23 protein-coding genes are annotated in these 23,598 nt (G+C 74.4%); 10 read left to right on the forward strand and 13 right to left on the reverse strand.

What is annotated here, in order from left to right; translation table 11 throughout:
* Window positions 1-7 precede the first annotated feature (7 nt).
* The 5 genes from ACQPYN_RS18075 to ACQPYN_RS18095 all read right to left on the reverse strand — a co-directional run bounded on the left by ACQPYN_RS18075 (window position 8) and on the right by ACQPYN_RS18095 (window position 6,125).
* Window positions 8-1,204 carry a type III PLP-dependent enzyme gene (locus ACQPYN_RS18075; RefSeq protein ID WP_433025587.1) on the reverse strand — a complete coding sequence of 399 codons (1,197 nt, stop codon included), beginning with the start codon at window positions 1,202-1,204 and terminating at the stop codon, window positions 8-10.
* On the reverse strand, window positions 1,201-1,989 hold the full coding sequence (locus tag ACQPYN_RS18080) for an HpcH/HpaI aldolase family protein (protein WP_433025590.1): 789 nt from the start codon (window positions 1,987-1,989) through the stop codon (window positions 1,201-1,203). The genes ACQPYN_RS18075 and ACQPYN_RS18080 overlap by 4 nt, the downstream gene beginning before the upstream one ends.
* On the reverse strand, window positions 1,989-3,776 hold the full coding sequence (locus tag ACQPYN_RS18085; RefSeq protein WP_433025593.1) for an IucA/IucC family protein: 1,788 nt from the start codon (window positions 3,774-3,776) through the stop codon (window positions 1,989-1,991). The genes ACQPYN_RS18080 and ACQPYN_RS18085 overlap by 1 nt, the downstream gene beginning before the upstream one ends.
* The gene (locus ACQPYN_RS18090) at window positions 3,773-5,437 is read right to left on the reverse strand and encodes an IucA/IucC family protein (RefSeq protein ID WP_433025596.1); all 1,665 of its coding nucleotides are present in this window, start codon (window positions 5,435-5,437) and stop codon (window positions 3,773-3,775) included. Before ACQPYN_RS18090 ends, ACQPYN_RS18085 begins: the two co-directional genes overlap by 4 nt.
* Window positions 5,438-5,528: 91 nt before the next feature.
* Window positions 5,529-6,125: a TMEM165/GDT1 family protein gene (locus tag ACQPYN_RS18095; protein WP_433025599.1), complete on the reverse strand. Its 597-nt coding sequence runs from the start codon at window positions 6,123-6,125 to the stop codon at window positions 5,529-5,531.
* Between the two features lie 353 nt (window positions 6,126-6,478).
* Between ACQPYN_RS18095 and ACQPYN_RS18100 the strand changes: the two genes are divergently transcribed.
* The 3 genes from ACQPYN_RS18100 to denD are packed head-to-tail and all read left to right on the forward strand — an operon-like array spanning window position 6,479 to window position 9,188.
* The gene (locus tag ACQPYN_RS18100) at window positions 6,479-6,841 is read left to right on the forward strand and encodes a nuclear transport factor 2 family protein (RefSeq protein ID WP_433025602.1); all 363 of its coding nucleotides are present in this window, start codon (window positions 6,479-6,481) and stop codon (window positions 6,839-6,841) included.
* A 32-nt stretch (window positions 6,842-6,873) separates the two neighbouring features.
* Window positions 6,874-8,238 (forward strand): four-carbon acid sugar kinase family protein, encoded by a 1,365-nt coding sequence (locus tag ACQPYN_RS18105; protein WP_433025605.1) that lies wholly within the window; start codon window positions 6,874-6,876, stop codon window positions 8,236-8,238.
* Window positions 8,229-9,188: a D-erythronate dehydrogenase gene (gene denD / locus ACQPYN_RS18110; RefSeq protein ID WP_433025608.1), complete on the forward strand. Its 960-nt coding sequence runs from the start codon at window positions 8,229-8,231 to the stop codon at window positions 9,186-9,188. Before ACQPYN_RS18105 ends, denD begins: the two co-directional genes overlap by 10 nt.
* Window positions 9,189-9,255: 67 nt before the next feature.
* Here denD and ACQPYN_RS18115 read toward each other — a convergent pair whose 3' ends face one another.
* Window positions 9,256-9,738, reverse strand: coding sequence for a peroxiredoxin (locus ACQPYN_RS18115; RefSeq protein ID WP_433025611.1), 483 nt, complete (start codon window positions 9,736-9,738; stop codon window positions 9,256-9,258).
* 118 nt (window positions 9,739-9,856) lie between these two features.
* Between ACQPYN_RS18115 and ACQPYN_RS18120 the strand changes: the two genes are divergently transcribed.
* Both ACQPYN_RS18120 and ACQPYN_RS18125 read left to right on the forward strand, forming a co-directional pair.
* Window positions 9,857-10,474, forward strand: coding sequence for a dihydrofolate reductase family protein (locus ACQPYN_RS18120; protein ID WP_433025614.1), 618 nt, complete (start codon window positions 9,857-9,859; stop codon window positions 10,472-10,474).
* Window positions 10,471-11,067 (forward strand): dihydrofolate reductase family protein, encoded by a 597-nt coding sequence (locus ACQPYN_RS18125; protein WP_433025617.1) that lies wholly within the window; start codon window positions 10,471-10,473, stop codon window positions 11,065-11,067. The genes ACQPYN_RS18120 and ACQPYN_RS18125 overlap by 4 nt, the downstream gene beginning before the upstream one ends.
* A gap of 27 nt (window positions 11,068-11,094) precedes the next feature.
* Here ACQPYN_RS18125 and ACQPYN_RS18130 read toward each other — a convergent pair whose 3' ends face one another.
* The 5 genes from ACQPYN_RS18130 to aceE form a co-directional block, all read right to left on the reverse strand.
* The gene (locus ACQPYN_RS18130; protein ID WP_433025620.1) at window positions 11,095-11,670 is read right to left on the reverse strand and encodes a phosphotransferase; all 576 of its coding nucleotides are present in this window, start codon (window positions 11,668-11,670) and stop codon (window positions 11,095-11,097) included.
* A complete protein-coding gene (locus tag ACQPYN_RS18135) occupies window positions 11,667-11,849 on the reverse strand; it encodes a phosphotransferase (RefSeq protein WP_433025623.1) in 183 nt (60 codons plus the stop codon). Before ACQPYN_RS18135 ends, ACQPYN_RS18130 begins: the two co-directional genes overlap by 4 nt.
* A 34-nt stretch (window positions 11,850-11,883) precedes the next feature.
* Complete coding sequence (gene lpdA, locus ACQPYN_RS18140) at window positions 11,884-13,662, reverse strand: dihydrolipoyl dehydrogenase (RefSeq protein ID WP_433025626.1); 1,779 nt, start codon at window positions 13,660-13,662, stop codon at window positions 11,884-11,886.
* 100 nt (window positions 13,663-13,762) lie between these two features.
* Window positions 13,763-15,139 carry a 2-oxo acid dehydrogenase subunit E2 gene (locus tag ACQPYN_RS18145; protein WP_433025629.1) on the reverse strand — a complete coding sequence of 459 codons (1,377 nt, stop codon included), beginning with the start codon at window positions 15,137-15,139 and terminating at the stop codon, window positions 13,763-13,765.
* 36 nt (window positions 15,140-15,175) lie between these two features.
* Window positions 15,176-17,869 carry a pyruvate dehydrogenase (acetyl-transferring), homodimeric type gene (aceE, locus tag ACQPYN_RS18150; RefSeq protein ID WP_433025632.1) on the reverse strand — a complete coding sequence of 898 codons (2,694 nt, stop codon included), beginning with the start codon at window positions 17,867-17,869 and terminating at the stop codon, window positions 15,176-15,178.
* Between the two features lie 161 nt (window positions 17,870-18,030).
* On the opposite strand from aceE, the gene ACQPYN_RS18155 reads away from it, so the two are divergent.
* Genes ACQPYN_RS18155 through ACQPYN_RS18175 form a run of 5 tightly spaced genes read left to right on the forward strand, consistent with a single transcriptional unit; the run spans window position 18,031 to window position 20,961 of the window.
* Window positions 18,031-18,411 carry an STAS/SEC14 domain-containing protein gene (locus ACQPYN_RS18155; protein WP_433025635.1) on the forward strand — a complete coding sequence of 127 codons (381 nt, stop codon included), beginning with the start codon at window positions 18,031-18,033 and terminating at the stop codon, window positions 18,409-18,411.
* A 36-nt stretch (window positions 18,412-18,447) separates the two neighbouring features.
* The gene (locus ACQPYN_RS18160; RefSeq protein WP_433025638.1) at window positions 18,448-19,377 is read left to right on the forward strand and encodes an NAD(P)/FAD-dependent oxidoreductase; all 930 of its coding nucleotides are present in this window, start codon (window positions 18,448-18,450) and stop codon (window positions 19,375-19,377) included.
* The gene (locus ACQPYN_RS18165) at window positions 19,374-19,661 is read left to right on the forward strand and encodes a hypothetical protein (RefSeq protein ID WP_433025641.1); all 288 of its coding nucleotides are present in this window, start codon (window positions 19,374-19,376) and stop codon (window positions 19,659-19,661) included. Before ACQPYN_RS18160 ends, ACQPYN_RS18165 begins: the two co-directional genes overlap by 4 nt.
* Window positions 19,658-20,587 (forward strand): RNA polymerase sigma-70 factor, encoded by a 930-nt coding sequence (locus ACQPYN_RS18170; RefSeq protein ID WP_433025644.1) that lies wholly within the window; start codon window positions 19,658-19,660, stop codon window positions 20,585-20,587. Before ACQPYN_RS18165 ends, ACQPYN_RS18170 begins: the two co-directional genes overlap by 4 nt.
* The gene (locus ACQPYN_RS18175) at window positions 20,584-20,961 is read left to right on the forward strand and encodes a cupin domain-containing protein (protein ID WP_433025647.1); all 378 of its coding nucleotides are present in this window, start codon (window positions 20,584-20,586) and stop codon (window positions 20,959-20,961) included. The genes ACQPYN_RS18170 and ACQPYN_RS18175 overlap by 4 nt, the downstream gene beginning before the upstream one ends.
* 222 nt (window positions 20,962-21,183) lie before the next feature.
* On the opposite strand, the gene ACQPYN_RS18180 is transcribed toward ACQPYN_RS18175, so the two are convergent.
* A complete protein-coding gene (locus ACQPYN_RS18180) occupies window positions 21,184-21,414 on the reverse strand; it encodes a hypothetical protein (protein ID WP_274190544.1) in 231 nt (76 codons plus the stop codon).
* A 79-nt stretch (window positions 21,415-21,493) separates the two neighbouring features.
* Window positions 21,494-23,545 carry a DUF222 domain-containing protein gene (locus ACQPYN_RS18185; RefSeq protein WP_433025650.1) on the reverse strand — a complete coding sequence of 684 codons (2,052 nt, stop codon included), beginning with the start codon at window positions 23,543-23,545 and terminating at the stop codon, window positions 21,494-21,496.
* Window positions 23,546-23,598 lie beyond the last annotated feature (53 nt).

Genomic DNA, 23,598 nt, shown 5'->3' on the forward strand with positions numbered 1-23,598 from the left:
CGGCAGCCTAGGCCCGGTCGCCGCCCAGGAACACGTGCTCCGGGTGGGGATGGCTGAGGAAGTCGTGGTGCGAGATGTCCCAGCCGTACGCACCGGCGAGCGTGAACACCAGGACGTCACCCGCGCGCAGCCGCGCGACCGGGACGTCGCGGGCCAGGACGTCCTTCGGGGTGCACAGCTCCCCCGCCACCGTCACCCGCTCGTCGGTCACCGACGGGCGGGGCACCGACGGGTCCCAGCGCTCCACGGGCAGCACCGTGAACGGGTGGCTGTGCTGCCACGAGACGGGCAGGCGGAAGTGGTGGGTCCCGCCCCGCACGAGCGCCCACGCCGTGCCGTGGGTGCGCTTCACGTCGAGCACCTCGACGGCGTAGCTCCCGCACGCGGCTGTGAGGTAGCGCCCGCACTCGAACTGGATCTCGCGCCAGTGGGCGGGGATCGAGTCGACCCAGTCGCCGAGCCCGCGGGTGAAGCCGTCCCAGTCGAAGCGGTGGGCGAGGTCCTGGTAGTCGATCCCGATCCCGCCGCCGACGTCGAGCACCTCCACGACGACCCCGAGCTCCTCCTCCCAGTCCACGACGGTGTCGCGGTAGAGACCGAGCATCTCCAGGTGCGTCTCGGCGGAGAGGTTGTTCGACAGCGAGTGCAGGTGGAAGCCCGCGAACCGCAGACCCGGGAGCGTCGTGGCGGCCTCCGTCGCGGCGGGGAGATCGGCCTCGTCGATGCCGAACTGGGTCGGACGCCCGGCCATCGCGAGGGTGGCCGACGGGAACGGGCCCGCGAGGTTGACGCGCAGCAGCACCTCGACCGTCGTGCCGCGGGCCACCGCCGCGGCGGAGATCCGGTGCAGCTCGAGCACGCTCTCCACGTGCAGGCGCGTGACCGCCGCGTCGAGGGCGTGGGAGATCTCCGACGGCGTCTTGGCCGGTCCCCCGAAGAGGATCGGCGCGGCGGGGGCGACGGCCCGGACCTTGGCGATCTCGCCACCCGAGGCGACCTCGAAGCCGGCGACGATCGGCGCCAGGGTCTCGAGGACCGGGGCGGCGCTGTTGGCCTTCATCGCGTAGTACATGCGGCACCGCGGCGGCAGCGCCGCCACCACCTCGGTGACGTGCCGGCGCAGGCCGTCGAGGTCGTAGGCGAACAGGCAGACGGGCTCCTCGCGGGCCGACCGGTCGCGGAGCAGGGCGTCGAGGGTGGTCATGGGGCCTCCCTGTCGGCCTGGTCGGCACGGTGGGCCTCGAGGTGGGCCCGCAGCGCGCGGGCGGCGATCCCGCGCTCCTCGCCGAGCACGAAGGCCCGGACGCCACGGGCGGCCCACTCCCGGTGGTCGTCGGTGGTCCGAGGGATGGCGCAGAACTCGACGCCGTGCGCCCGGCACGCGTCGGCGATGCGGGCGAGGGCCTCGCGGACCAGGGGGTGCCGCGTCTGCCACGGCACGCCGTAGGACTGCGAGAGGTCGGCGGCGCCCTCGAGGACGAGGTCGACGCCGGGCACCGCGAGGATGTCGTCGAGGGCGTCGACGCCCTCGGCGTCCTCGATCATCGCGACGACCATGATCTCGGCGTTGGCCCGGGCGACGTACTCGCGCAGGTCGAGGCGCCCGAAGCCGGGCACCCGCCCGCCGTTGAGCGACCGCATCCCCTCGGGCGCGTACCGGGCGGCGCGGACGGCGGCGGCGAGGTCGTCGGGGGTCCGCACGTGCGGGACGACGACACCCATGGCGCCGGCGTCGAGCGCGCGCAGGATCGCGCCGGGGTCGGCCGCCGGGACCCGGACGAACGGGGTGAGGTCCACCGCCTCCGCCGCCCGGATGAGGTTCTCCAGCTCCTGCGGGTCGACGAGCGCGTGCTCGCTGTCGAGGACGACGAAGTCGTAGCCGGCGCACCCGATCATCTCCACCAGCGCCGGCGCCGGGATCGCACAGAAGAGCCCGCGGACCTCCCGGCCCTGCGCCAGGGCCGCCCGGACGGCGTTGGGACGCAGCATCAGCGCCCCCCGAACCGGTGCAGCGGGTTGGACACCCGGTGCAGGGCCAGCTCGGTGTCGGGCGTGAGCCGCCGGGTGGTCAGCTTCTCGACCTCGAGGGTGGGGGCGAACAGGTCGAACGCCCCGGAGCCGTGCCGCTGGTCGTGGGCCCGGACCCGCGTGGCGACGATCGTCCAGAACGCCGTCTCGTCCATCAGCCCGTGCTCGGCGAGGAACAGCCCGAGCTCGCCGAGGTTGACGAAGAAGAACGCGTCGAGCAGGAAGTCGGTCACGAGGGTCGGCTCGTCGGTCTCGACGAACGAGTTCCGGTTGGTGTGGTGCGCCGGGGGCGGGGCGAGCACCGGGGCGTCGTCGGGGTCGGCGAGCAGGCGCCGGCAGAACCGGACGCCGTCGTGGAAGTCCTTGAGCGCCACGCGCGCGGGCAGGCCGTCGCGCAGCACCAGCGACATGTTCTGGGCGTGCGACTCGAGCGCCACCCCGTGCGCCACGAGCAGGTGCACGAGCGGCAGGGCGACGGCGTCGACGAGGGCCTCGACCCACCTCCGGGCGCCGTGCGCGGCGAGCCAGGGCGCGATCAGCGGGGTGCCGTCGTTCTCGGTCGTCGTCAGCCCCGTGACCGGGACCGCCCGCTCCCCCGGGTCGAGCCGCGGCGCGAGGCTCGTGCGCCAGATCGCGGCCAGCGCACCCTCGGTCTCGGCGCGGACCAGGTCCGACGGGGGCGGCGGGACCACGGCGACGCCGTGGACCTCGCCGAGCACGATCACCCGCGCGTCCCGGGCGAGGTGGTCGTCGCGCGCCACGATCCGCGCCAGCCAGTCGGAGATCGGGGCGGCGTTGCGGACCGTGTGCGGGGCGAGCCCGCGGGACGTGGAGGTGTTCGTGATCGACAGCGCCGTCTTGAGGTGGCTGCGCGTAGGGTCGTCGCGGCAGCTCAGGGTGCGGAGGGACTGCTGGGGCGAGAACGGCGCGGGGTCCGGGCCGAGGGCGACCAGGCGGCCGTCGGCGAGCAGGTCGGCGAACCCCCGGCGGAGGCGCTCGCGCCACTGCCACGGGTGGACGGGGAGCCACACATAGTCAGCCGGGTCGCCGCCCGCGTCGCGGATCCGGTCGTCGAACGCGGCCGCCGCCGTCGGGCCCAGCTCGGCGCGGGGATCCGGGGGGCCGACGCCCGAGCTGGTGACCTCGGCGACCGAGCGGTGCGCGGCGACCCAGAACGGGTGGAGCACCGGGAGGAACTCGGGCCCGTAGGCGAGGTCGTCGTCGAGGTCGAAGCCGATCCGCGACTTGTAGGCCGGGTGGTAGCGGTGCCCGTCGGTGATCAGGCCCTCGAGTGCCTCGTGGTCGGCGTCGGCGAGCACCTGGACGCGGCCGGCCCGCACGTACTCGGCCAGTACGTCCTTGACGCGCGTCTCCTCGAGCTCGACGGCGAAGCGCGCCAGCTGCTCGGGATGCGCACCGCCGAGGATCGCCGCGCGGACCTCGCCCAGGAACCGCGGCAGCGACGCGGCCTCGGCCACCGCGCCGTCGGCGTCCTCGCGACGGACCGGCGCCGCCGACAGCCGCACGCGGTCGAACCCCACGGCCCGGTCGGCCTCGAAGAGGTAGCGCACGGGCCGGCCGTCGCGGTCGAGCCCGGCGATCACGTGCTCGGTCCCGTCCGCCGACACGTCCACCGCACCCTCGTAGACCAGCGAGGCGAGGGTCTGGCGGAACAGGCGGCGGCGGACTCCGGTCGCGGTCGGTGCGCGCAGCGCGGGCACGAGGACGTCGTCGGCCCGATCGGTCATCCCGCGGCCTTCCTGATCGGGTTGGGCAGGTCGACGTAGAGCGGGCTCTCGCCGCGCCCGGCGAAGCGGCTCAGGAGGTTCGCCTTCGCCGGCAGGGCGGGGCTCGTGAGCAGGTCGGCCGCGTACGGAGCACCCGGGCCGGTGACCTCCGCGAGCACCTCGGCGACCACCCGCCACAGCGCCGGCTCCCCCGGCGGGAGCGCGGCACCCAGGGCCGCGACGACGCTGGTCAGCCCGTTGACCACTGCGTGGTAGCGCAACCGCTGCCACGCCTCGTCCTCGTCGTAGACCAGCGGGCTCGCCCCGTCGAGGCCGGCGGGGAGGCGGTCGCGGCTCACGTGCGCACCCTCCATGTCCCGCACCCAGAACCGCGCGGGGACCCCGTGCTCGGTGTGCAGCAGGGTGTTCTGCAGGTGGGCCTCGAAGCCCAGGCCGTGCGCGCCGAAGATCGCCAGCATGGGCACCAGCGAGACCGCGAGGTACGCCCGCAGCCAGGCCTCCGCGTCGCCCCCGGCCGCCCGGATCTCGCCGACGAGCGTCGGCTCCCCGCCCCGCGGCCCCGGCTCGAGGAGCCCTGCGAGCACCCGCGGGGCGGCGGGGTCGACGACGAACGGGTTCTCGCGGAACAGCGTGACCAGGTCCTCCGCCTCGTCCTCCCCCACCGCGGCCGGGTCGACCCCCCGCCACCCGGTCTCGACGAGCACCTCGAACCCGGGCGCCGGCCACCCCGGCCGCAGGGACGACACCAGCCGGCTCGCGTCGACCGCGCGGTGCGCGTGCTCGACCGGGATGGTGCGCACGAAGTTGGTGATCCGCAGATGCAGCGGGAGCTTCCAGGCGGTCGGGAACGCGGGGTCGCAGACGGTGCGCACCGACGACGTCGGGTAGACGGGTGCCCCGAGGGGGCCGAGGTCCCGCAGCCGCCCGTCGGCCAGCAGTGCCGAGGTCCCGGGCAGCGCGCGCAGATGCGTGATCTGCCAGGGGTGGACGGGCAGGACGGACCAGCCGTCGGGCGCGTGCGCCGCGACGTCGTCGGGGGTCCAGGGACCGGGCGCGACCCGCTGCTCCACGACGAGGTCGGGGTGGACGGCGAGGTGGTGGCGCCGGAAGGACACCCCGAGCTCGGGGGCGAAGGCGTCGGCGGCCTCGTGGTCGACCCCCTCGATGCTCTTCGGCGCGGGGTGGAACGGGTGCCCGGTGCGCACGGCCTGCTCGGCGTGCCGGGTCCGGCCGGGGGCATCCGCCGGCTCGGGGCGGACCGGGGCGGCGAGGTAGCGGGCCGTGCGGGCCACGCTGGTGCGGATCTGCGCGCCCAGAGCCCCCACCCGGTCCGTCGGGGCACGGCACGGGTCCGGCAGGCACGGGTCCGGCAGGGCCGCGTCGAGCAGGGTGAGCAGGAGGTGGACGAACTCCTCGTGCGACACCGGCCGGGTGTGCGACCCCGTGTCGAGGACGACCTCCTCGCCCCACCGGTGGTGCCCCGACGGCGACCACCCGGTCACCTCGGCCACCAGGGCGCCGCTCTCCAGCAGGTCGAGGCGCCAGGGCCCCGGCCCGCCGGGCGGGAGCTCGAGCTCCCGTGCCGCCGCGTTGAGCAGCCGCTCGCGCGCGGCGGCCCGGGCCCGGACCACGGCGTCGGCGGGGAGGGACGGCGCGGTCATGGGTGCATCCTCCGACGCCGTCCCTCGCGTCACGTCACCCCGGGTGGGAAGTCTCCCGGTCGGATGTGGGAGAAAGCGCGGGAATGGATCCTCAGCCGTTGAGGAATGCCTCGACGGCGAGCCACACCGCGAACACGAAGAACAGCACCGCGGCCCCGATCCGGATCGCCTTCTCCGGCAGGTTCCGGCCCAGCACCCGGCCGAGGATGATCGCCAGGCCGTCGGCCACGACCATGCCGATCGTCGAGCCGAGCCAGACGCCCGTGACGCCGCCGGTGCCGGGGTACTGGGTGGCGAGCGTGACGGTGGCGAGCATCGTCTTGTCACCGAGCTCGGCGAGGAAGAACGCGACGCCCACCGTGACGAACGCGGAGCGCGTGGTGGCGCCGCTCTTCTTCTTCTCGTCGGCGGAGAGCGAGTCGCCGCGCAGGGTCCACAGCCCGAACACGACGAACGCGACGGCCGCCGCCAGGGAGATCCAGAAGGTGGGGAGCGTGGCCCCGAGCAGGTAACCGACGCCGACCGAGACCGCGTGGGTGACCGCCGTGGCCGCCGTGATGCCGAGCAGCACGGGCAGGGCCCGGAAGCGCGTGGCGAACGTCAGCGCCATCAGCTGGGACTTGTCCCCGAGCTCCGCGACGAAGATGACGGCGAAGCTCAGGGCAGCGGCGGCCAGGAAGCCGGTCACGGGGGCGCGCTCCTCTCGGTCGGATCGGACCGAGGGCGCATGCTCCGGCCCGAACCCGTCGAACGGGTCGGTGCCGAAGGTCTCGCCCGCCACCGGTGGGACCGGCGGCCTCCGCGGCCGGACGCAGGGCGTCAGTGTGTCGACCGCGATGTTGGGAGCTACTCCCCTTCGCTGCGACGAACGTAGCACCCGTTCCCCGCGCATTGCGATTCCCGGTGGCGCTCCTCACCGAGGTCGTCGGCGCGAATTCGAATATTCGGCACGCCGAAATCGCGCATTCGCCGGGACGGAAACGGCCGCCGCGACGAGTGGTCGGTGGTGACGCGCCCGGCGGGCACAGGCATGATCGCCGCATGGCGACGGTCGAGGAGCTCATGCAGCGCAACCTGCTCGGGGTGTTCAACGAGCGCGACGCCGCGCGCCGCCGCGAGGCGATCGCCGCGGTGTACGCCGAGGACGTCCTGTTCCAGGACCCCGAGGGCCTCGTGCGGGGTCGCGACCAGATCGACGCCAAGGTGTCGGCGCTGCTCGACGGCGCGCCGGACTTCGCCTTCCGCCCCACCGCCATGGTGCGGGTGAGCGGCGACCTCGGCGTGCTCTCGTGGGGCTTCGGGCCCGCGGGCGGCGCGCCCGTCGTCACGGGCACCGACATCGGCCTCGTCGAGGACGGCCGCATCGTCCGGCTGCACACCCTGCTGGACTCCGGCGCCTCCTGACCGCACGCCCCGCCATCGGGGAGCATGGGCCGATGCAGCAGGACGGTGAGCGGCTGGCGGGCCTGCCGCCGGTGCGGACGGTGCCGGCCGAGGAGGTCCGGGCGGCGCTGGCCGGGACGCCGACGGTCGTGGTCCTCGACGACGACCCCACCGGCACGCAGACCGTCCGCGACCTCCCGGTGCTCACCCGATGGAGCCCCGACGACGTCGACTGGGCCCTCGCGCAGGGGGCGCCGGCGTTCTTCGTCCTGACCAACACCCGCAGCCTCGCCCCCGACGACGCCGCGGCGCGCACCCGCGAGGTCGTGCGGACGTGCCTCGACGTCGCGCGGCGCCGCGGCGTCGAGGTGATCGTCGCCAGCCGCAGCGACTCGACGCTGCGCGGGCACTTCCCGCTCGAGACCGACGTGGTCGCCGCCGAGGTCGGCGCCGACGCCGTGGTCCTCGCACCCGCCTTCCCCGACGCCGGGCGGGTGACCCTCGACGGCGTGCACTGGCTGCGCGACGGCGACACGCTCACCCGGGTGGCCGAGAGCGAGTTCGCCGCCGACGCCTCCTTCGGCTACCGCCACTCCCGCCTCGCCGACTGGGTCGCGGAGAAGAGCGGCGGGGCGATCCCGGCCGGTGACGTCGCCGAGGTCGGCCTCGGGAGCCTGCGCGCCGGTCCGGTGACGCTTCCCCGGGCCCGGGTGGTCGTCCTCGACGCCGTGGTCGACGACGACCTGCGCGCCGGGGTGCTCGCGATCCTCGCCGCCGAGCGGGACGGGGCACGGTTCGTCTACCGCGTCGGCCCGTCGTTCGTCCGCGCCCGCGTCGGCCAGGGCGAGCAGCCGCCGATCGCCGACGCCGACCTCCGTGACGCCGTCGGGACCGGCCACGGGCTCGTCGTCGTCGGGTCGCACGTGGCCCGCACGAGTCGTCAGCTCGAGCGGCTCGGGGCGCGGCGGGAGCTCGCCCGCGTCGAGATCGACGTCCCGGCGGTGCTGGCCTCCGACCACCGGCACCTCGACGACGTGGTCGCGCAGGTCACGGAGTCCCTCGAGCACCGCACCACCGTGCTGAGCACCTCGCGCACGCTCGTGACCGGGCGCGACGAGGCCGAGAGCCTGGAGATCGCGCGCCGGGTCAGCGCCGCGCTCACCGGGCTCGTCGGGCGGGTCGTCACCGCGAGCCCGCCGGCCTACGTCCTCGCGAAGGGCGGGATCACGTCCTCGGACGTCGCGACCGAGTCGCTGCGGGCCGACCGGGCGTGGGTGCGCGGGTCGCTGCTGCCGGGGATCGTGTCGCTCTGGGCGCCGGCGAGCGGCCCGCCCCTGGTGGTGTTCGCCGGGAACGTGGGCGGCGAGGACGCGCTCGCCGACGTCGTCGACCGCCTCGAGGAGGCCGCATGCGCGTGATCGTCACCGGCGGGGCCGGGTTCCTCGGGACGCTGCTGTGTCGGCGCCTGCTCGCCGGGCCGGTCGCGCTCGGCGGGGCGGCACCGGCCGACGTGACCCGGCTCGTCGTCGTCGACCTCGTCGCGCCCGCCGACGACGTCGCGGCGGACCCACGGGTGGAGCACATCGCGGGCGAGCTGAGCCGGACCCTCGGCGACGAGGCGGACGCGGTCTTCCACCTCGCGGGGGTCGTCAGCGGTGCCGCCGAGGCCGACTTCGACCTGGGCATGCGCACCAATCTCGACGGCACCCGCGCGGTGCTGGAGTACGCGCGCGGCCACGCCGTGCCCCCGGTGCTCGTCTTCACCAGCTCGCTCGCGGTCTTCGGCAGCGATCCGGCGATCGGGCCGGTCGGCCCCGTCGACGACGACACCCTGCCGCGCCCGCAGTCCAGCTACGGCATCCAGAAGTTCGTCGGCGAGCAGCTCGTCGCCGACTACACCCGCAAGGGCTTCGTGCGCGGCCGGACCGTGCGGCTGATGACGGTGTCGGTGCGGCCCGGCCCTCCCAACGCCGCGGCGTCGAGCTTCCTGTCGGGGATCATCCGCGAGCCGCTGGCCGGCGAGCGCGCCGTGTGCCCGGCGCCGCCGGACATGCCGGTGGCGCTCTCGTCGCCGCACCGCACGCTGGAGGGCATCCTCCGGGCCGCCGAGGTGGACGACGCCACCTGGGGCAGCCGGACCGCGATGAACCTCCCGGCGCTCACCACCACGCCGCGCGAGATGACCGCGGCCCTCGACCGCGTCGCCGGGCCCGGTACGAGCGCGCTCGTCGACTGGGCCGAGGACCCGGCCGTCGTCGCCATCGTGGGCAGCTGGCCGTCGCGGTTCGAGACCCCGCGCGCGGCGGCGCTGGGCCTGGCCGCCGACACGTCGTACGACGATGTCGTGCGCGCCTACCGGGACGGCTGAGCCCGCGCCCCGCAGGCACGGGACGCGGGCTCGGGTCCGTCAGAGGTGGGCCGTCAGAGGTGGGCCGTCAGAGGTGGGACAGCACCGCGTCGGCGGTGGAGACCTCGTGGTCCGGCGGGGCCGCCTCGACGTCGATCCAGGTCAAGGTGCCGTCGTCGATGATGGCCGCGTAGCGCGACGACCGGACGCCCAGCCCGAAGTCCGAGGCGTCGATGCTCAGGCCCATCGCCGTAGCGAAGAGCGCGGCGCCGTCGGCGAGCATGATCACGCTGTCGCCGACGCCCTGGTCCTTCGCCCAGGCACCCATGACGAACGGGTCGTTCACCGACACGCAGACGATCCGGTCGACGCCCTTGGAGCTGATCTCCCCGGCCTTGGCCACGAAGCCCGGGAGGTGCGCGTCGCTGCAGGTCGGGCTGAAGGCGGCGGGCACACCGAACAGGACGGTGCGCCCCGTCCCGAAGAGCTCGCCGGAGCGCACGGGGTTGGCGCCGTCGGCGCCGACCGTCGCGAGCGGCACGTCGGGGATCTTGTCTCCCACTGAGATCATCGTTCAGGTTCTCCTTCTGGGAACGGCCGGTCGCCGTCGGGTGTCCGAGTGACGGTTCGTCCTCGCCGACGACCGGGTTCACACTGTCGTCCCCGGACCTCCCACGGAAGGGCCCGCCATGGGCAGGATCGTGCTCTACATGTGGATGTCCCTGGACGGCTTCGTCACCGGACCGGAGGACGGGCCCGATCGGGGCCTGGGGATCGGCGGGGAACGGCTGCACGAGTCCCTCGTCCTCGGGGCGGACGACGACCCGGCCACCGCCCGCAGCGACGACGACGTGGACGCCCTCGTGCTCACCGAGGCGATGGCCACCGGCGCGGTCCTCACCGGCCGGCGGACCTTCGACCACGCCGGCCACTGGGGCGGCGACCACCACGACGGCGTCCCGATCATCGTGCTCACCCGCTCCGTCCCCGACGCGCCCGCCCCCGGCCACGCCCGCTACGTCACCGACGTCCGGGAGGCCGCGGCGGCGGCCCGGGAGGCCGCGGGCGAGCGGGACGTGCTGCTGCACGGCGCCGAGGCGGCCCGGGCGTTCCTGCGGGCCGGGGAGATCGACGAGCTGGCGCTGCAGGTGGTGCCCGTCCTGCTCGGGCAGGGGCGGCGCCTCTTCGACGACGAGATGCCCGCCGAGATCGTCGAGCTCGAGCCGATCCGCACCCTCGACGGGCCGGGGACGGTGGCCCTGCGCTACCGCGTGCTTCCCGCGACGGAGTCCGGGGAGAAGTCGTGACGGCCCTGCGCCTGGACATGACCGTCTCCCTCGACGGCTTCGTCGCCGGCCCGGACGACGGCCCCGAGGCGCCCCTGGGTCGCGGCGGGTTCCGCCTGTTCAACTGGCTCGACCGGCGCCACGACCCGGGGCCGAGCGGCGAGGTCTATGCGGAGGCGACGGCGACCCGCGCGGTGCTCGCCGGGCGCCGCACCTACGAGCTGGCCGGACGCTGGGGCGGTGACCACCACGATGGCGTCCCGATCGTCGTGCTGACCCACGACGTCCCCGACGAGCCGCCGCCGGGGACCGTCGAGTACGCCACCGACCCGACAGAAGCCGCGGGCCGGGCGCGCGCGGCGGCCGGGGACGGCGACGTCCTGGTCCTCGGGGCCGGCGCGGCGCAGGCCCTGCTGCGCGTCGATGCGCTCGACGAGATCGCGCTGCACGTCGTGCCCGTCCTGCTCGGGCGGGGGCGCCGCCTGTTCGAGGGTCTCCCGGCAGAGCTCGTCGAGCTCGAGCTCGTGCATCGGCGGGAGACCCCGGACACCGAAGACCTGGCCCGGCGGGTCACGCACCTGCGCTATCGCGTCCGGAAGGGACGACGGGCCTGACAAGGCCCCACTTTCCCGCCGGCACCGTCACAGCCCGGTCGTCAGGTTCCCGAGAGCCCCGACGACGAGGGCGTCGTCGCCGGTGTCGAGCCCGTGCACCACGGCGTAGCAGGGGCCCACGCGCCGCCAGTCGCGGGCGCGGGCGGTCAGGTCGGCGCCGTACGCCTCGATCACGGCCGGAGCGACGCCGGTGTCGAGGAGCAGCCACTCGAGGTCCTTGGCCGGATCCCCGGCGCGCGCGTCCCCCCAGTCGATGACGCCCGTGAGCTCGCCGTCGGCGGCCAGGACGTGCTCGGCCCGGAGATCGCCGTGGACGACGGCGTCGGCCGGCGCCGCGCGCAGACGGTCCAGCGCGGCGCGCAGCCAGCGGTCGTCGGGCAGGCGGGGCGCGACCTCGGCCTCGAACCGCGCGACCGACCGGTCCCGCCACGCGCGGGTCGTGGCCGGGTCCGGGAGCCCGTGCGCCACGGCCCCGTCGACGGGGACGTCGTGCAGCGCGCGCAGGAACGCCCCGAGCCGGCGCCCCTGGTCGGCGGACGGGGCGTCGAGCGCCGACCCCGGGACCCAGGGATGGCGCACGGTCAGCGGCGTCTCGCTCGTCACGACCGGCCGCGGCACGGGAGCGGGAGCCACGCCGCGAGCCACGGCAGCAGGCGCGCCTCGCGCCGCAGCCCCGCCTCGGCGGCGGGGCGCCGGGCCGTGCGCTCGACCCACCGGCCGTCGACCAGGACGGCGTCGGAGTCCCAGCCCGAGCCGATCGGCACGCGCCGCGGCGGGCCCACGCTCAGGAGACGGTGCCCGGCCCCGGCGCCGACCTCACTTCTTCCCGGCCTTCTTCGGGATGTAGAGGTCGGTGAGGGTGCCCTCGAAGGCCTCGGCGGCCATGCCGATGGTCTCCGAGAGCGTCGGGTGCGGGTGGATCGTCAGGCCGATGTCGGCGGCGTCGGCACCCATCTCGATGGCCAGGGCGGCCTCGGCGATGAGGTCGCCCGCCGCGGGGCCGACGATCCCGGCGCCCAGGATCCGGTCGGTCTCGGTGTCGAAGAGGACCTTGGTGACGCCCTCCGAGCGCCCGAGCGAGAGCGAGCGCCCGGACGCCGCCCACGGGAACGTCCCCGAGCCGTACGACAGGCCGCGCGCCTTCGCCTCGGTCTCGGTGACCCCGACCCACGCCACCTCCGGGTCGGTGTAGGCCACTGACGGGATGCAGCGGGCGTCGAACGCGCTCTTCTGCCCGGCGGCGACCTCGGCGGCGACCTTGCCCTCGTGCACGGCCTTGTGGGCGAGCATCGGCTGGCCGACGACGTCGCCGATGGCGAAGACGTGCGGGACGTTCGTCCGCATCTGCGCGTCGACCCCGACGAAGCCGCGCTCGTCGACCGAGACCCCGGCGGCGTCGAGATCCAGCGCCGCGCCGAGCGGACGGCGCCCGACGGCCACCAGCACGGCGTCGAAGGTGTCGGTCTCGGGGGCCTTCTTGCCCTCGAACGACACCACGAGCCCCTTCTCCGTGGCCTCGACGCCCGTGACCTTGGTGGAGAGGTGGATGTCCTCGTAGCGCGCGCCGATGTGCTTGGCCAGCGGGCCCACGATGTCCTTGTCCGCGCCGGGGATGAGCTGGTCCATCAGCTCGACGACGGTGATCCTCGAGCCCAGCTCGGCGTACACCGTCGCCATCTCGAGGCCGATGATCCCGCCGCCGAGGACGAGCAGGCGCTCCGGCACGTCGGCGATCTCGAGCGCCGAGGTCGAGTCGAGCACGCGCGGGTCGTCGTGGGGCACGAACGGCAGGCGGACCGGCTCCGAGCCCGCGGCGACGATGACCTGGTCGAAGCCGACGACGGTGGTCGCGCCGTCGGGCGCGGTGACCTCGAGGCGGTGCGGCGAGAGGAACCGCCCCGTCCCCTGCAGCGTCGAGACCTTCCGCTGCTTGGCCAGGCCCTTCAGCCCGCCGGTCAGCCGGTCGACCACGCCGTCCTTCCACGTGCGGAGCTCGTCGAGATCGATCTCCGGCGCGCCGAACTTCACTCCGTGCCCGCTCATCTCCTTGGTCTCGGCGATGACCTTGGCCGCGTGCAGCAGCGCCTTCGACGGGATGCAGCCCACGTTGAGGCAGACGCCGCCGAGGGTGTCGCGGGCGTCCACCACCAGGACCTCGAGCCCGAGGTCGGCGGCCCGGAACGCGGCGGTGTAGCCGCCCGGGCCCGCGCCGAGCACGACCAGCCCGACGTGGCGGTCCTCGGCACCGTCGGACGACGCCGCCGGCGCCTCCTGGGGCCGTGACGGCACCCGCTCGGAGGCGCCCGTCTTGGACGCCGGCGCCGGCGTCGACGGCGGTCCCGCAGCACCGCCCTCGGACGGCGTCACGACCATGATCGGCGTGCCGCGCGAGACCGTGTCGCCGACCGCGACCCGGATCTCGGTGACCGTTCCGGCGGTCTCGGCCGGCACGTCCATCGTGGCCTTGTCGGACTCGAGGGTGAGCAGCGGCTCGTCGAGGGCGACCTCGCTGCCCACGGCGACGTGGACCTCGATGATCGGGACGTCGGTGAAGTCGCCGATGTCGGGGACCTCGACCACGATCTCGCCGGCCATGGCGTACTCCTCTGCGGGGGACGGGACGGGGTGGCCTGCGGCCATGTGAGCACTTCGGAGTGCGATAGCACTCCGAAGTGCTCACATGCGCGGAGCGCACCTACAGCAGCAGACGGCGCTCGTCGCCCATGGTGTGGGCGAGGTGGCGGGTGAAGCGCGCGGCCAGGGCGCCGTCGATGACGCGGTGGTCGTAGGACAGGCACAGCGGCAGCAGGGTGCGCGGCACGAAGGCCTCGCCGTCCCAGACCGGTGCGACGCGCGAGCGCACGACGCCGAGGATGGCGACCTCGGGCGCGTTGACGATCGGGGTGAACGCCGTGCCGCCGATCCCGCCGAGGCTGGAGATCGTGAACGTGCCGCCGCTCATGTCGTCGGCCGTGAGCTTGCCGTCGCGCGCCCGCGCCGACACCTCCCCCAACTCCTTGGACAGCTCGACGATGCCCTTGCGGTCGACGTCGCGGATGACGGGGACGACCAGCCCGCCCGGGGTGTCGACGGCGACGCCGAGGTGGAAGTAGCGCTTCATGATCAGCGCGTCCTTCTCGGGCGTGAGCGAGCTGTTCAGCGTCGGGTAGGCCTTGAGCGCCGAGACCGACGCCTTCATGAGGAACGCGAGCAGCGTGACCCGGTAGCCCTCGGCCTTGCCCTGGGTGTCGAGCTCCTTGCGGTAGCGGTCGGTCTCGGTGATGTCGGCGTCGTCGTTGTGCGTGACGTGGGGGACGTTCAGCCACGAGCGGTGCAGGAACGGCCCCGAGATCCGGGTGATCCTCGACAGCGGCTGGGTCTCGACCGGACCGAACTTCGAGAAGTCCTGCGCCGGGATCTCGGGGATGCCCGAACCGCCGGACGGGGCCGCCGCCGGCGCCGCGGCGGGCGCCTGCGCGGGGCCGCGGACGTAGGCCAGCAGGTCGGACTTGGTGATCCGTCCCTTGGGCCCGGTGGCCGGCACCTGGTCCAGGTCGACCTCGAACTCGCGGGCCAGCTTGCGCACGCTCGGGCCGGCGTGGACGGGGAGCCCGGAGCCGTTGCTCGAGCCGTTGCCCGCGCCGTGGGTGGAGGGTGCGGCCGGGGGCTTTGCGCTCGACGAGGCCTTCTCCGTGACCGGCTCCTGCGCCGTGACCTCGGCGTCGGCGGCCGCGGGCGCGTCCTTCGGCATCGGGGCAGCCGACTCCGACTCCGGGGACTCGGACGGGCCGTCCTCCACCGGTTCGCCCTCGGCGGCGTCGAGCCGCAGCACCGGCGTGCCCTGGCTGACGGTGTCGCCGACCTCGACGAGCACCTCGGTGACGCGCCCGGCGTGCGACGAGGGCACGTCCATCGTCGCCTTGTCGGACTCGAGCGTGGCCAGCGGATCGTCGACGGCGATCACGTCGCCGACCGCGACGTGGAGCTCGATGATCGGGACGTCGGTGAAGTCGCCGATGTCGGGGACCGAGACCTCGGTTGTCGAATCAGCCGATGCAGTGGGGGCCGTCATGGGATGCCTCGCGGTCTCGTCGATCTCGTCGGGGGGTCAGGCGTGCGCGGGCGCGGGGCGCTCGGGGTCGATGCCGTAGCGCTCGATGGCCTCGGCGACCTTCTCGGCCGGGACGGCGCCGTCGCGGGCCAGGGCGGACAGGGTCGCGACCACCACGTAGCGCCGGTCGACCTCGAAGAAGTCGCGCAGCGCCTTGCGGTAGTCCGAGCGGCCGAAGCCGTCGGTGCCGAGCACGGCGAAGCGCCGCTCGCCCACCCACTCGCGGATCTGGTCGGGGAAGGCGCGCATGTAGTCCGTCGCCGCGACCACCGGACCGGCCGGCCGGTCTGCCAGGCACTGCTCGACCCACGAGAGCCGGGGCGTCTCGGTGGGGTGGAGCATGTTCCAGCGGGCGACGTCCATGCCGTCGCGTCGCAGCTCGGTGAAGCTCGGCGCGCTCCACACGTCGGCGACGACGCCCCACTCGTCCTCGAGCATCTCGGCGGCGGCGATCACCTCGCGCAGGATCGTCCCCGAGCCCATGAGCTGGGCGCGCGGCTTCTGCTTGGCGCGGCTCTTGCGAGCCCCCGCGCCGACGGCCGGCGTCCCCTCCCGGAACAGGTAGAGACCCTTGACGATCCCCTCCTCGACGCCCTCGGGCATCGCCGGGTGGTGGTAGTTCTCGTTCATCAGGGTCAGGTAGTAGAAGACGTCCTCCTGCTCGGCGTACATCCGCCGCAACCCGTCCGCGACGATCACCGCGACCTCGTAGGCGAAGGTCGGGTCGTAGGACACGCAGTTCGGGATCACCGACGAGAACAGGTGCGAGTGGCCGTCCTCGTGCTGCAGGCCCTCGCCGTTGAGGGTCGTGCGCCCGGCGGTGCCGCCGAGCAGGAACCCGCGGGCGCGCAGGTCGCCCGCGGCCCAGGCGAGGTCGCCGACGCGCTGGAACCCGAACATCGAGTAGTAGATGTAGAACGGGATCATCGGGACGTCGCTGGTGGAGTACGCCGTCGCCGCCGCGATCCACGAGGACATCGCGCCCAGCTCGTTGATGCCCTCCTGGAGCAGCTGACCGTTCTTGTCCTCCTTGTAGAACATCAGCTGGCCGGCGTCCTCGGGGGTGTAGAGCTGCCCGACCCGGGAGAAGATCCCGAACTGGCGGAACATGCCCTCCATGCCGAACGTGCGCGACTCGTCCGGGACGATCGGCACCACGCGCTTGCCGATCTTCTTGTCACGCAGCAGCGTGTTGAGGACGCGGACGAACGCCATCGTCGTGGAGTTCTCACGGTCGCCGGAGCCCGCGAGCTGGCCGCCGAAGGCGGAGAGGTCGGGCACCTCCAGGGCCTCCGAGGTCCGCCGGCGCGCGGGCAGCGAGCCCCCGAGCGCCTCGCGGTGCTTCCGGAGGTAGATCCCCTCCTCGCTGTCGGGGTCGAAGCGCAGGTAGGGCAGCGTCTCGATGGCGTCGTCGTCGATCGAGAGGTCGAAGCGGTCGCGGAAGAGCCGCAGGTTCTCCTGGGCCATCTTCTTCTGCTGGTGCGAGATGTTCTGGCCCTCGCCGGCCTCGCCCATGCCGTAGCCCTTGACGGTCTTGGCGAGGATCACCGTGGGCCGGTCGGGCTCGTTCACCGCCGCGGAGTAGGCCGCGTAGATCTTCGACGGGTCGTGCCCGCCGCGCGTCAGCGCCCAGATCTCCTCGTCGGTCCAGTCCTCGACCATGGCCGCGGTCTCCGGGTAGCGGCCGAAGAAGTGCTCGCGGACGTAGGCGCCGTCCTTGGACTTGAAGGTCTGGTACTCGCCGTCGACCGTCTCCTCCATGAGCTGGTGGAGCTTCCCGGTCGCGTCCGCGGCGAGCAGCTGGTCCCAGCGGCTCCCCCAGATCACCTTGATGACGTTCCAGCCCGCGCCCCGGAAGAGGCCCTCCAGCTCCTGGATGATCTTCCCGTTGCCACGGACCGGCCCGTCGAGGCGCTGCAGGTTGCAGTTGACGACGAAGATCAGGTTGTCGAGGTGCTCGCGGCCGGCCAGCGAGATCGCGCCCAGCGACTCCGGCTCGTCCATCTCGCCGTCGCCCAGGAACGCCCAGACGTGGCGGTTCTCGGTCTCGGCCAGCCCGCGGCCGTGCAGGTACTTCAGGAACCGGGCCTGGTAGATCGCCATCAGCGGGCCGAGGCCCATCGAAACGGTCGGGAACTGCCAGAAGTCCGGCATCAGCCACGGGTGCGGGTACGACGAGAGCCCGCTCCCGTCCGCCTCCTGCCGGAAGGAGTCCATCTGCTCCTCGGTGAGGCGGCCCTCGAGGAACGCGCGGGCGTAGATGCCGGGCGAGGAGTGCCCCTGCATCATCACGAGGTCGCCGCCGTGGCCGGCCGAGGGCGCGTGCCAGAAGTGCTGGAAGCCGGTGTCGTAGAGCGTCGCCGCCGACTGGAAGCTCGCGATGTGCCCGCCGAGCTCGGAGGACTCCTTGTTCGCGCGCAGCACCGTCGCGACGGCGTTCCAGCGGATGGCCGAGCGGATCCGGTGCTCGACCGCGCGGTCACCCGGGTGCGGGGGCTCGTCCTCCACCGCGATCGTGTTGACGTAGGGCGTCGTCGCCGAATAGGGCACGGGCGCGCCGGCTGCGCGGGCCTGCGCGATCAGCTCGTCGAGCAGGTCGTGCGCACGCTGGGGTCCCTCCACCGCGAGGACCGACTCGAGCGCCTCCCGCCATTCGTCGGTCCCGGTCGGGTCCTGGTCGTCGTCAACCATGCGCGCAGTCCTGTCAGTGCTCGTGGGGTGTGCGGGGAGTGCTCACGTGGCGCCGCGTCGTCCGTCCCCGGGACCCCATCTGGTCGCGAACCCGGCGTCAACCGCCGTTTCGAGCACCGGAAGGTCTGGTCCCCGACGCCCGACGGGAGTGGACTGCACAGGTGATCGAGACAGACGCCGATGTGCCGGCCGGGATCGACGCCGTGCGCGCCGTCGGGACGTTGAGCCGCGCGGACTACGACGCCGTCGTCGTACCGATGCTCGAGGCCGCCGAACGAGAGGGCCGCCGGCTGCGCATCCTCTGCGTGGTCGACGAGGAGTTCCGCGGTCTGACCCCCGACGGGGCGTGGGCCGACGTGAAGCTCGGGCTCACGGCCATGCACCACCTCGAGGGCTGCGCGGTGGTCAGCGACCTCGGCTGGGTGCGGACCATGAGCCAGCTCGCAGGCTTCTTCCTGCCCGGCCACGTCCGGGTGTTCGGCAGAGCCGAGCGCGACGAGGCCGTGCGGTGGCTGGAGGGTCTGCCGGCGTCCGGGTGGTGATGTCACGGCAGGCGGCCCCGTCTCGTCATGGGAGACATGAGCACACCGAAGAAGCGGGTCCTGGTCATCGGCGCCGGCTACGCGGGCGCGACGGTCGCCGTGCGGCTGGCCGGCCGCTCGCGCGGGCGCACCGAGGTCACGGTGGTCAACCCTCGCCCGCAGTTCGTCAACCGGCTCCGTCTGCACCACGTCGCCACCGGCCGCGCGGTGCCCGCCCCCGACCTGCGCCGGATGCTGGGTGCGGGGGCCACCCTCGTCGAGGGCCACGTGACGACGCTCGACCCGGACGCCGGGCGCGCCACCGTCACCGGGCCCGACGGCGTGCGGATCCTCGCGTTCGACCGGGTCGTCGTGGCCACGGGCAGCACGACCGCGGCCGCGCCCGTGCCGGGCGGTCAGCTGGTCCACGCCGTCGCGGATCTGGCGTCCGCCCACCGGCTGCGCACCGCGTTCGCCGCGCTGCCCGCGGGCACGCCCGTCAGCGTCGTCGGCGGCGGGTTCACCGGCCTCGAGACGGTGGCCGAGCTGGCCGAGAGCCGTCCGGACGTGCCGGTCCGGCTGGTGACCGCGGGCGAGGTCGGCGGGTGGTTCACCCCGCAGGCGGCGGAGCACGTGCGACGCACGCTCGAGGAGCTCGGTGTGGAGGCGCTCGGTGGGACCCGGGTGCGGGCCGTGGCACCGGACCGCCTGGTGCTCGACGACGGCGCCGAGGTGCCGTCCGGGCTCACGGTCTGGTGCGGCGGGTTCGCCGCGCCCCGCTGGCCCGCGACGCCGGGATCGCCGTGGACGACCGCGGCGCGGTCCTCACCGACGCCGCGCTGCGCTCGCTGTCGCACCCGGCGGTCCTCGCCGTGGGCGACGCCGGGCACACGCCCGCACCGGACGGCGAGCGGTTCAGCATGTCCTGCCAGTTCGCGTTCCCGTCGGCCGCGCACGCCGCGGACGCGCTGGTCGGGGACACCGTGATCGGGTTCGACGGTCCGGTCGACGACCGGCCGCTCGACCTCGGCTTCACCGCCCGCTGCGTCAGCCTCGGACGGCGCCACGCCGTGCTGCAGCCGACCACCGCGACCGACGTGGCCCGGGGACGGGCCGTGACCGGCCGGGCGGCCGTGCTCGCCAAGCAGGTCCAGGTCCGGGGCACCGTGGCCGCGATCGGCCTCGAGCGCCGCCTGCCCGGGGCGATCCGCTGGCCGCACGCCGAGCGGCCGGTCCAGGAGGCCCCGTCGGCCGCAGGGTCGGCGCCGTGACCCGCACCGAGGAGTTCACCGAGCTGCGCCCGCTGCTGTTCGCGATCGCCTACCGGATCCTGGGCAGCGTCAGCGAGGCCGAGGACGCCGTCCAGGAGACGTGGCTGCGCTACGAGTCGGCGGCTACCGAGCCCGCGTCGGTGAAGTCGTACCTGTCGGCCGTGGTCACGCGGCTCTCGATCGACGTCCTGCGCTCGGCCCGGGTCCGGCGGGAGTCCTACGTCGGGCCGTGGTTCCCCGAGCCGCTGCTGACCGATCCCTACGAGGACCCGGAACGCTCCGCGGAGCTCGCGGACTCGGTGTCGATGGCGGCGCTGCTGCTGCTCGAGCGCCTGAGCCCGCGGGAGCGGGCGGTGTTCGTGCTCCGGGAGGTGTTCGCGTTCGACTTCCCGGAGATCGCCGCGGCGGTCGGGCGCTCGGAGGCGGCGTGCCGCCAGCTCGCGGTGCGGGCCCGCCGGCACATGGAGGAGGGCCGGCCGCGGTTCGCGGCCGACCGACGGGAGCGCGAGGAGCTCGCCGCCCGGTTCTTCGACGCCTTCGCCGACGGCGACCTCGACGGGCTCCGCGAGCTGCTCGCCGCCGACGTGCAGGCCGTCACCGACAGCGGCGGCAAGGGTCCGGCGCTCGCCCGTCCGGTGGTCGGGTCCGAGAACGTGGCCCGGCTGGTCGGCGGGTTCGCGGCCCTCATGCCCGGAGTGGTCGACATGGCCCCGCGCACGGTCAACGACCAGCCCGGGGCGATCCTGCGGGACCAGGACGGCAAGATCGTCGCGATCATCGCGCTCGACGTCCTCGAGGGGCGGATCCAGGCGATCCGCACGGTGATCAACCCCGACAAGCTCGAGCACCTGGGCCCGGTCGCCGACGCCTGGGGCGTGCGGGCGGACGCGATCGCCCGGCGGCATCGGCGAGACTCCGGGGCGTGAGCTTCTTCGTGCGCCCCGCCGGCAGCGGCGACCGGTACGACTTCGACGGCACGACCTTCACGGTGAAGGCGGAGGGCGGCGACACGGAGGGACGCGTCGCGGTGATGGAGCAGGAGGCGCCCGCCGGGCTCACGGTGCCGGCACACACCCACGAGGGCGAGGACGAGATGTTCTACGTCCTCGAGGGCGAACTGGCGGGGTTCTGCGGGGACGAGCGGTGGACCGCGTCGGCGGGCGCGTTCCTCTTCCTGCCCCGCGACGTGGAGCACGGCTTCGAGGTGGTGGGCGACACCCCGGCGCGGGCGCTGACCATCGTCGGCCCGGCGCGGTTCGACGCGCTGGTCATGTCGCAGGGGCGCCGGCTGGACGGGTGATCACTCGGTCGCTGCGCGCGCAGCAGCGTCCACGGGTGCCGGCGAGGGCGTCGGCGGACTCGGCGCCGACGATCGGCATCGCCGTCCGGGTTCAAGCTGCTCTGGGCTCAATCTGCTCTGGGTTCAACCTGCTCTGGGTTCAACCTGCTCTGGGCGACGGTGACCGTGCTGATGATCGTGCGGCCGGGGTCGACGACGCGGGTGTGACGCGGGGTCGGTGGCTCAGAGCGGGGCGTCGCGCAGGGCGAGCACGACGCGCATGACCCGCTCGACCGCGGTCTCGAACAGGGCACCGCGCAGCTCGCCGCGGTCGGCGAGGTTCTGTCCTGCGAGCTCGACCATCGTCTCCGGCCCCACCCGCGCGACCAGCAGCGCGGCGACCTCGTCCAGCTCGAGGCCGGGGTTGTCCAGGCGCGTGAGCGCGAACTCGACGATCAGTTCCTCGTCCCGCACGGCGAACCCCTCCCCCTCGCTCCCACGGTAGTCGGCCGCTCGCGCGTCCGTCATCCCCGACGGGGCGGGGGTCGAGCAGCTAGAACGGCGGCGGGTCGTCGGTGTCGTTCCGTGCCGGCGGGGTCCTCGTCCCGCCCGACGGCGCGGGCCCGGCGGTCCTCCTGAGGAAGGTCTGGCGCCAGCTGACGTCGTCGGTGTCGGGGCCTGCGTGGGGTCCGTCGGCGGGCAGTGGTCGTGGGCGGGCGGCGGGCCGTGGTCGCGGCAGCGGCTCGAGGACCTTCTTGTGGCGCGTGACGTGGTGGACGCCCGCACGGGTGCGGATGGTGAAGTGCCCGGGCGAGGGTTGGCGGATCCGCCAATGGGCGTGGTGTTTGGCGCGGTGGTGGTGCAGGTCGACGACCCCGAGGTTGGCGTGCACGCTGGGCCCGCCCTGGGCGTGGTCGATGGTGTGGTCGAGCTCGGCGCGGTGGGCGGGGCGACGGCAGGCGGGCACGATGCAGTGCCTGTCGCGGACCCGGACCCAGCGGTCGGTCTCCGCCCGGGGTCGGCGGCGGAGGTGGTCGTCGGGCCCTGCCGTCGGCGGCCCGTCGCGGCCGGCTCCCAGGCGCTGTCGGAGCTCGGTGAGCAGGGGCGCCCAGTCGCCGGCCCGCGTGCGGTGGTCGTCGGGAGTGAGGGCGGCCAGCAGCGTCGTCGGGACCTGGAGCTCGACGATCGCGGTGCAGGGCTCGCCCCGTGGCCGGGGCCCGGTATCTCGATGAGGGTGCCGGGGGCGGCGGCGCGCGAGCAGGACGCGCTGGAGGCGCCCGTCGTCGTCGGTGAGCACGATGCGCCATTCACCGCCGTGGTGGCGGTGCAGCAGGGTGCGGGCGTGGGGGGCGAGCACCGTGCCGTAGCCGGGCACGGCGGCGGGGTGTTCGTCGAGCCCGAGGGCGGTGGTGAGTCGCAGCCGCAGTTCGGTGGTGCCGGAGCGGACGCGTCCGGAGCGGGGATCGCGGCCCTCGATCATCGGCGGCAGATCGGGAAGATCGGGGAGGTCCAGGAGGCCCTGTCCGAGGCCGGGAGCGTCGGGCACCTCGGTCGGGTCGCCGTCGGTCGGGTCCTCGTCGGTCGGGCCGCCATCGCCGACTCTCTCGTCCGGCCCGCCGTCGTCCGGGCCGTCGCCATCGAGGCCACGATCGTCAGGGCCTCCGTCAGCGGTCCCGCCGCCGTCCGGGCCGTCGCCGTCCGGCCCGTCGCCGTCCGGCCCGTCGTCACCCGGCCCGCCGTCACCCGGCCCGCCGTCGCCCGGCCCGTCGTCGCCGGCAGGGGTGGCCTGCCGGTGGTACTCGGCGGCGAGCAGGAGGGCGACGTCGCGGTCGGTGAGCCCGGCGGTCGTCCCGTCCAGCAGGCGTGCGGCGACCTCGGCGCGCAGCACCCCGATCGGCGTCAGCACCCCGAGCCCGCGGACTGCCGCGGCCAGCGCGTCGACACGGTCGCGCATCGCCAACCCCGTGGGCGCGGCCAGGTCGCACACCGAGAACGTCGCGGTCCCCGTCGGGTTCGGCGAGAGGATGACGCGCGCGTTCTTCTCGGCCCGCCGGGCCCGCCGCGCCGCCCACTCGGGATCGAGGGCCGCCGCGGTCTGCTCGATCCGCCGGATCAGCTCCCCCACCGGCAGCTCCGGCGCCTCGGGAAGCACCACCTGGCACACGTGCCGAGCGTGGTCGTCGGCGAGATCGCGGGTCCACTCACAGAACCGGGTGGCCTTGGGCTCGTCGAGCCACCCCTCCCACAGCGCGTCCCCGACCGCCGGCAACCGGTCGGCCAGGTCCTCGGCCAGATCGAGCTTGCGGCTCGCCATCGTGCGCGACCAGCCCAGCACCGCGGCGACCTCGTCACCGGAGAACTCGTCCACCGCCGCGAGCCGTTCGCACCCCTGGGCCTGGGCCCGCCCCAGGTGGTGCATCGCGTCCAGCACCCGGGCCGCGCCGCGGTTCTGAGCACGGGCACATCCGCGCAGGTAGGCAGCGAGGTCCTCACCGGTCAGCGCCGCCGGTGAGAGGCGCTCCAGAGCAGCGACCAGCCCCACCCCGGGCGGCAGGGCATCCAGCTCGGCCGCCAGGCCGGAGCGGAATTCCTGGTCGATGCTCACACCCGGAACGCTAGCCGCGACCCCTGACAGTCCCGGGCCGCCGACGACCCCGA

The sequence above is a fragment of the Actinomycetospora sp. CA-053990 genome (genome assembly GCF_050948445.1).
GTDB lineage: Bacteria > Actinomycetota > Actinomycetes > Mycobacteriales > Pseudonocardiaceae > Actinomycetospora > Actinomycetospora callitridis.

What these genes read in the sequence shown, in the direction of transcription:
- ACQPYN_RS18075 (WP_433025587.1), bottom strand. Translation starts at nt 1,204, where the DNA reads ATGACCACCCTCGACGCCCTGCTCCGCGACCGGTCGGCCCGCGAGGAG.
- ACQPYN_RS18080 (WP_433025590.1), bottom strand. Translation starts at nt 1,989, where the DNA reads ATGCTGCGTCCCAACGCCGTCCGGGCGGCCCTGGCGCAGGGCCGGGAG.
- ACQPYN_RS18085 (WP_433025593.1), bottom strand. Translation starts at nt 3,776, where the DNA reads ATGACCGATCGGGCCGACGACGTCCTCGTGCCCGCGCTGCGCGCACCG.
- ACQPYN_RS18090 (WP_433025596.1), bottom strand. Translation starts at nt 5,437, where the DNA reads ATGACCGCGCCGTCCCTCCCCGCCGACGCCGTGGTCCGGGCCCGGGCC.
- ACQPYN_RS18100 (WP_433025602.1), top strand. Translation starts at nt 6,479, where the DNA reads ATGGCGACGGTCGAGGAGCTCATGCAGCGCAACCTGCTCGGGGTGTTC.
- ACQPYN_RS18105 (WP_433025605.1), top strand. Translation starts at nt 6,874, where the DNA reads ATGCAGCAGGACGGTGAGCGGCTGGCGGGCCTGCCGCCGGTGCGGACG.
- denD (WP_433025608.1), top strand. Translation starts at nt 8,229, where the DNA reads ATGCGCGTGATCGTCACCGGCGGGGCCGGGTTCCTCGGGACGCTGCTG.
- ACQPYN_RS18115 (WP_433025611.1), bottom strand. Translation starts at nt 9,738, where the DNA reads ATGATCTCAGTGGGAGACAAGATCCCCGACGTGCCGCTCGCGACGGTC.
- ACQPYN_RS18120 (WP_433025614.1), top strand. Translation starts at nt 9,857, where the DNA reads ATGGGCAGGATCGTGCTCTACATGTGGATGTCCCTGGACGGCTTCGTC.
- lpdA (WP_433025626.1), bottom strand. Translation starts at nt 13,662, where the DNA reads ATGGCCGGCGAGATCGTGGTCGAGGTCCCCGACATCGGCGACTTCACC.
- ACQPYN_RS18145 (WP_433025629.1), bottom strand. Translation starts at nt 15,139, where the DNA reads ATGACGGCCCCCACTGCATCGGCTGATTCGACAACCGAGGTCTCGGTC.
- aceE (WP_433025632.1), bottom strand. Translation starts at nt 17,869, where the DNA reads ATGGTTGACGACGACCAGGACCCGACCGGGACCGACGAATGGCGGGAG.
- ACQPYN_RS18160 (WP_433025638.1), top strand. Translation starts at nt 18,448, where the DNA reads ATGAGCACACCGAAGAAGCGGGTCCTGGTCATCGGCGCCGGCTACGCG.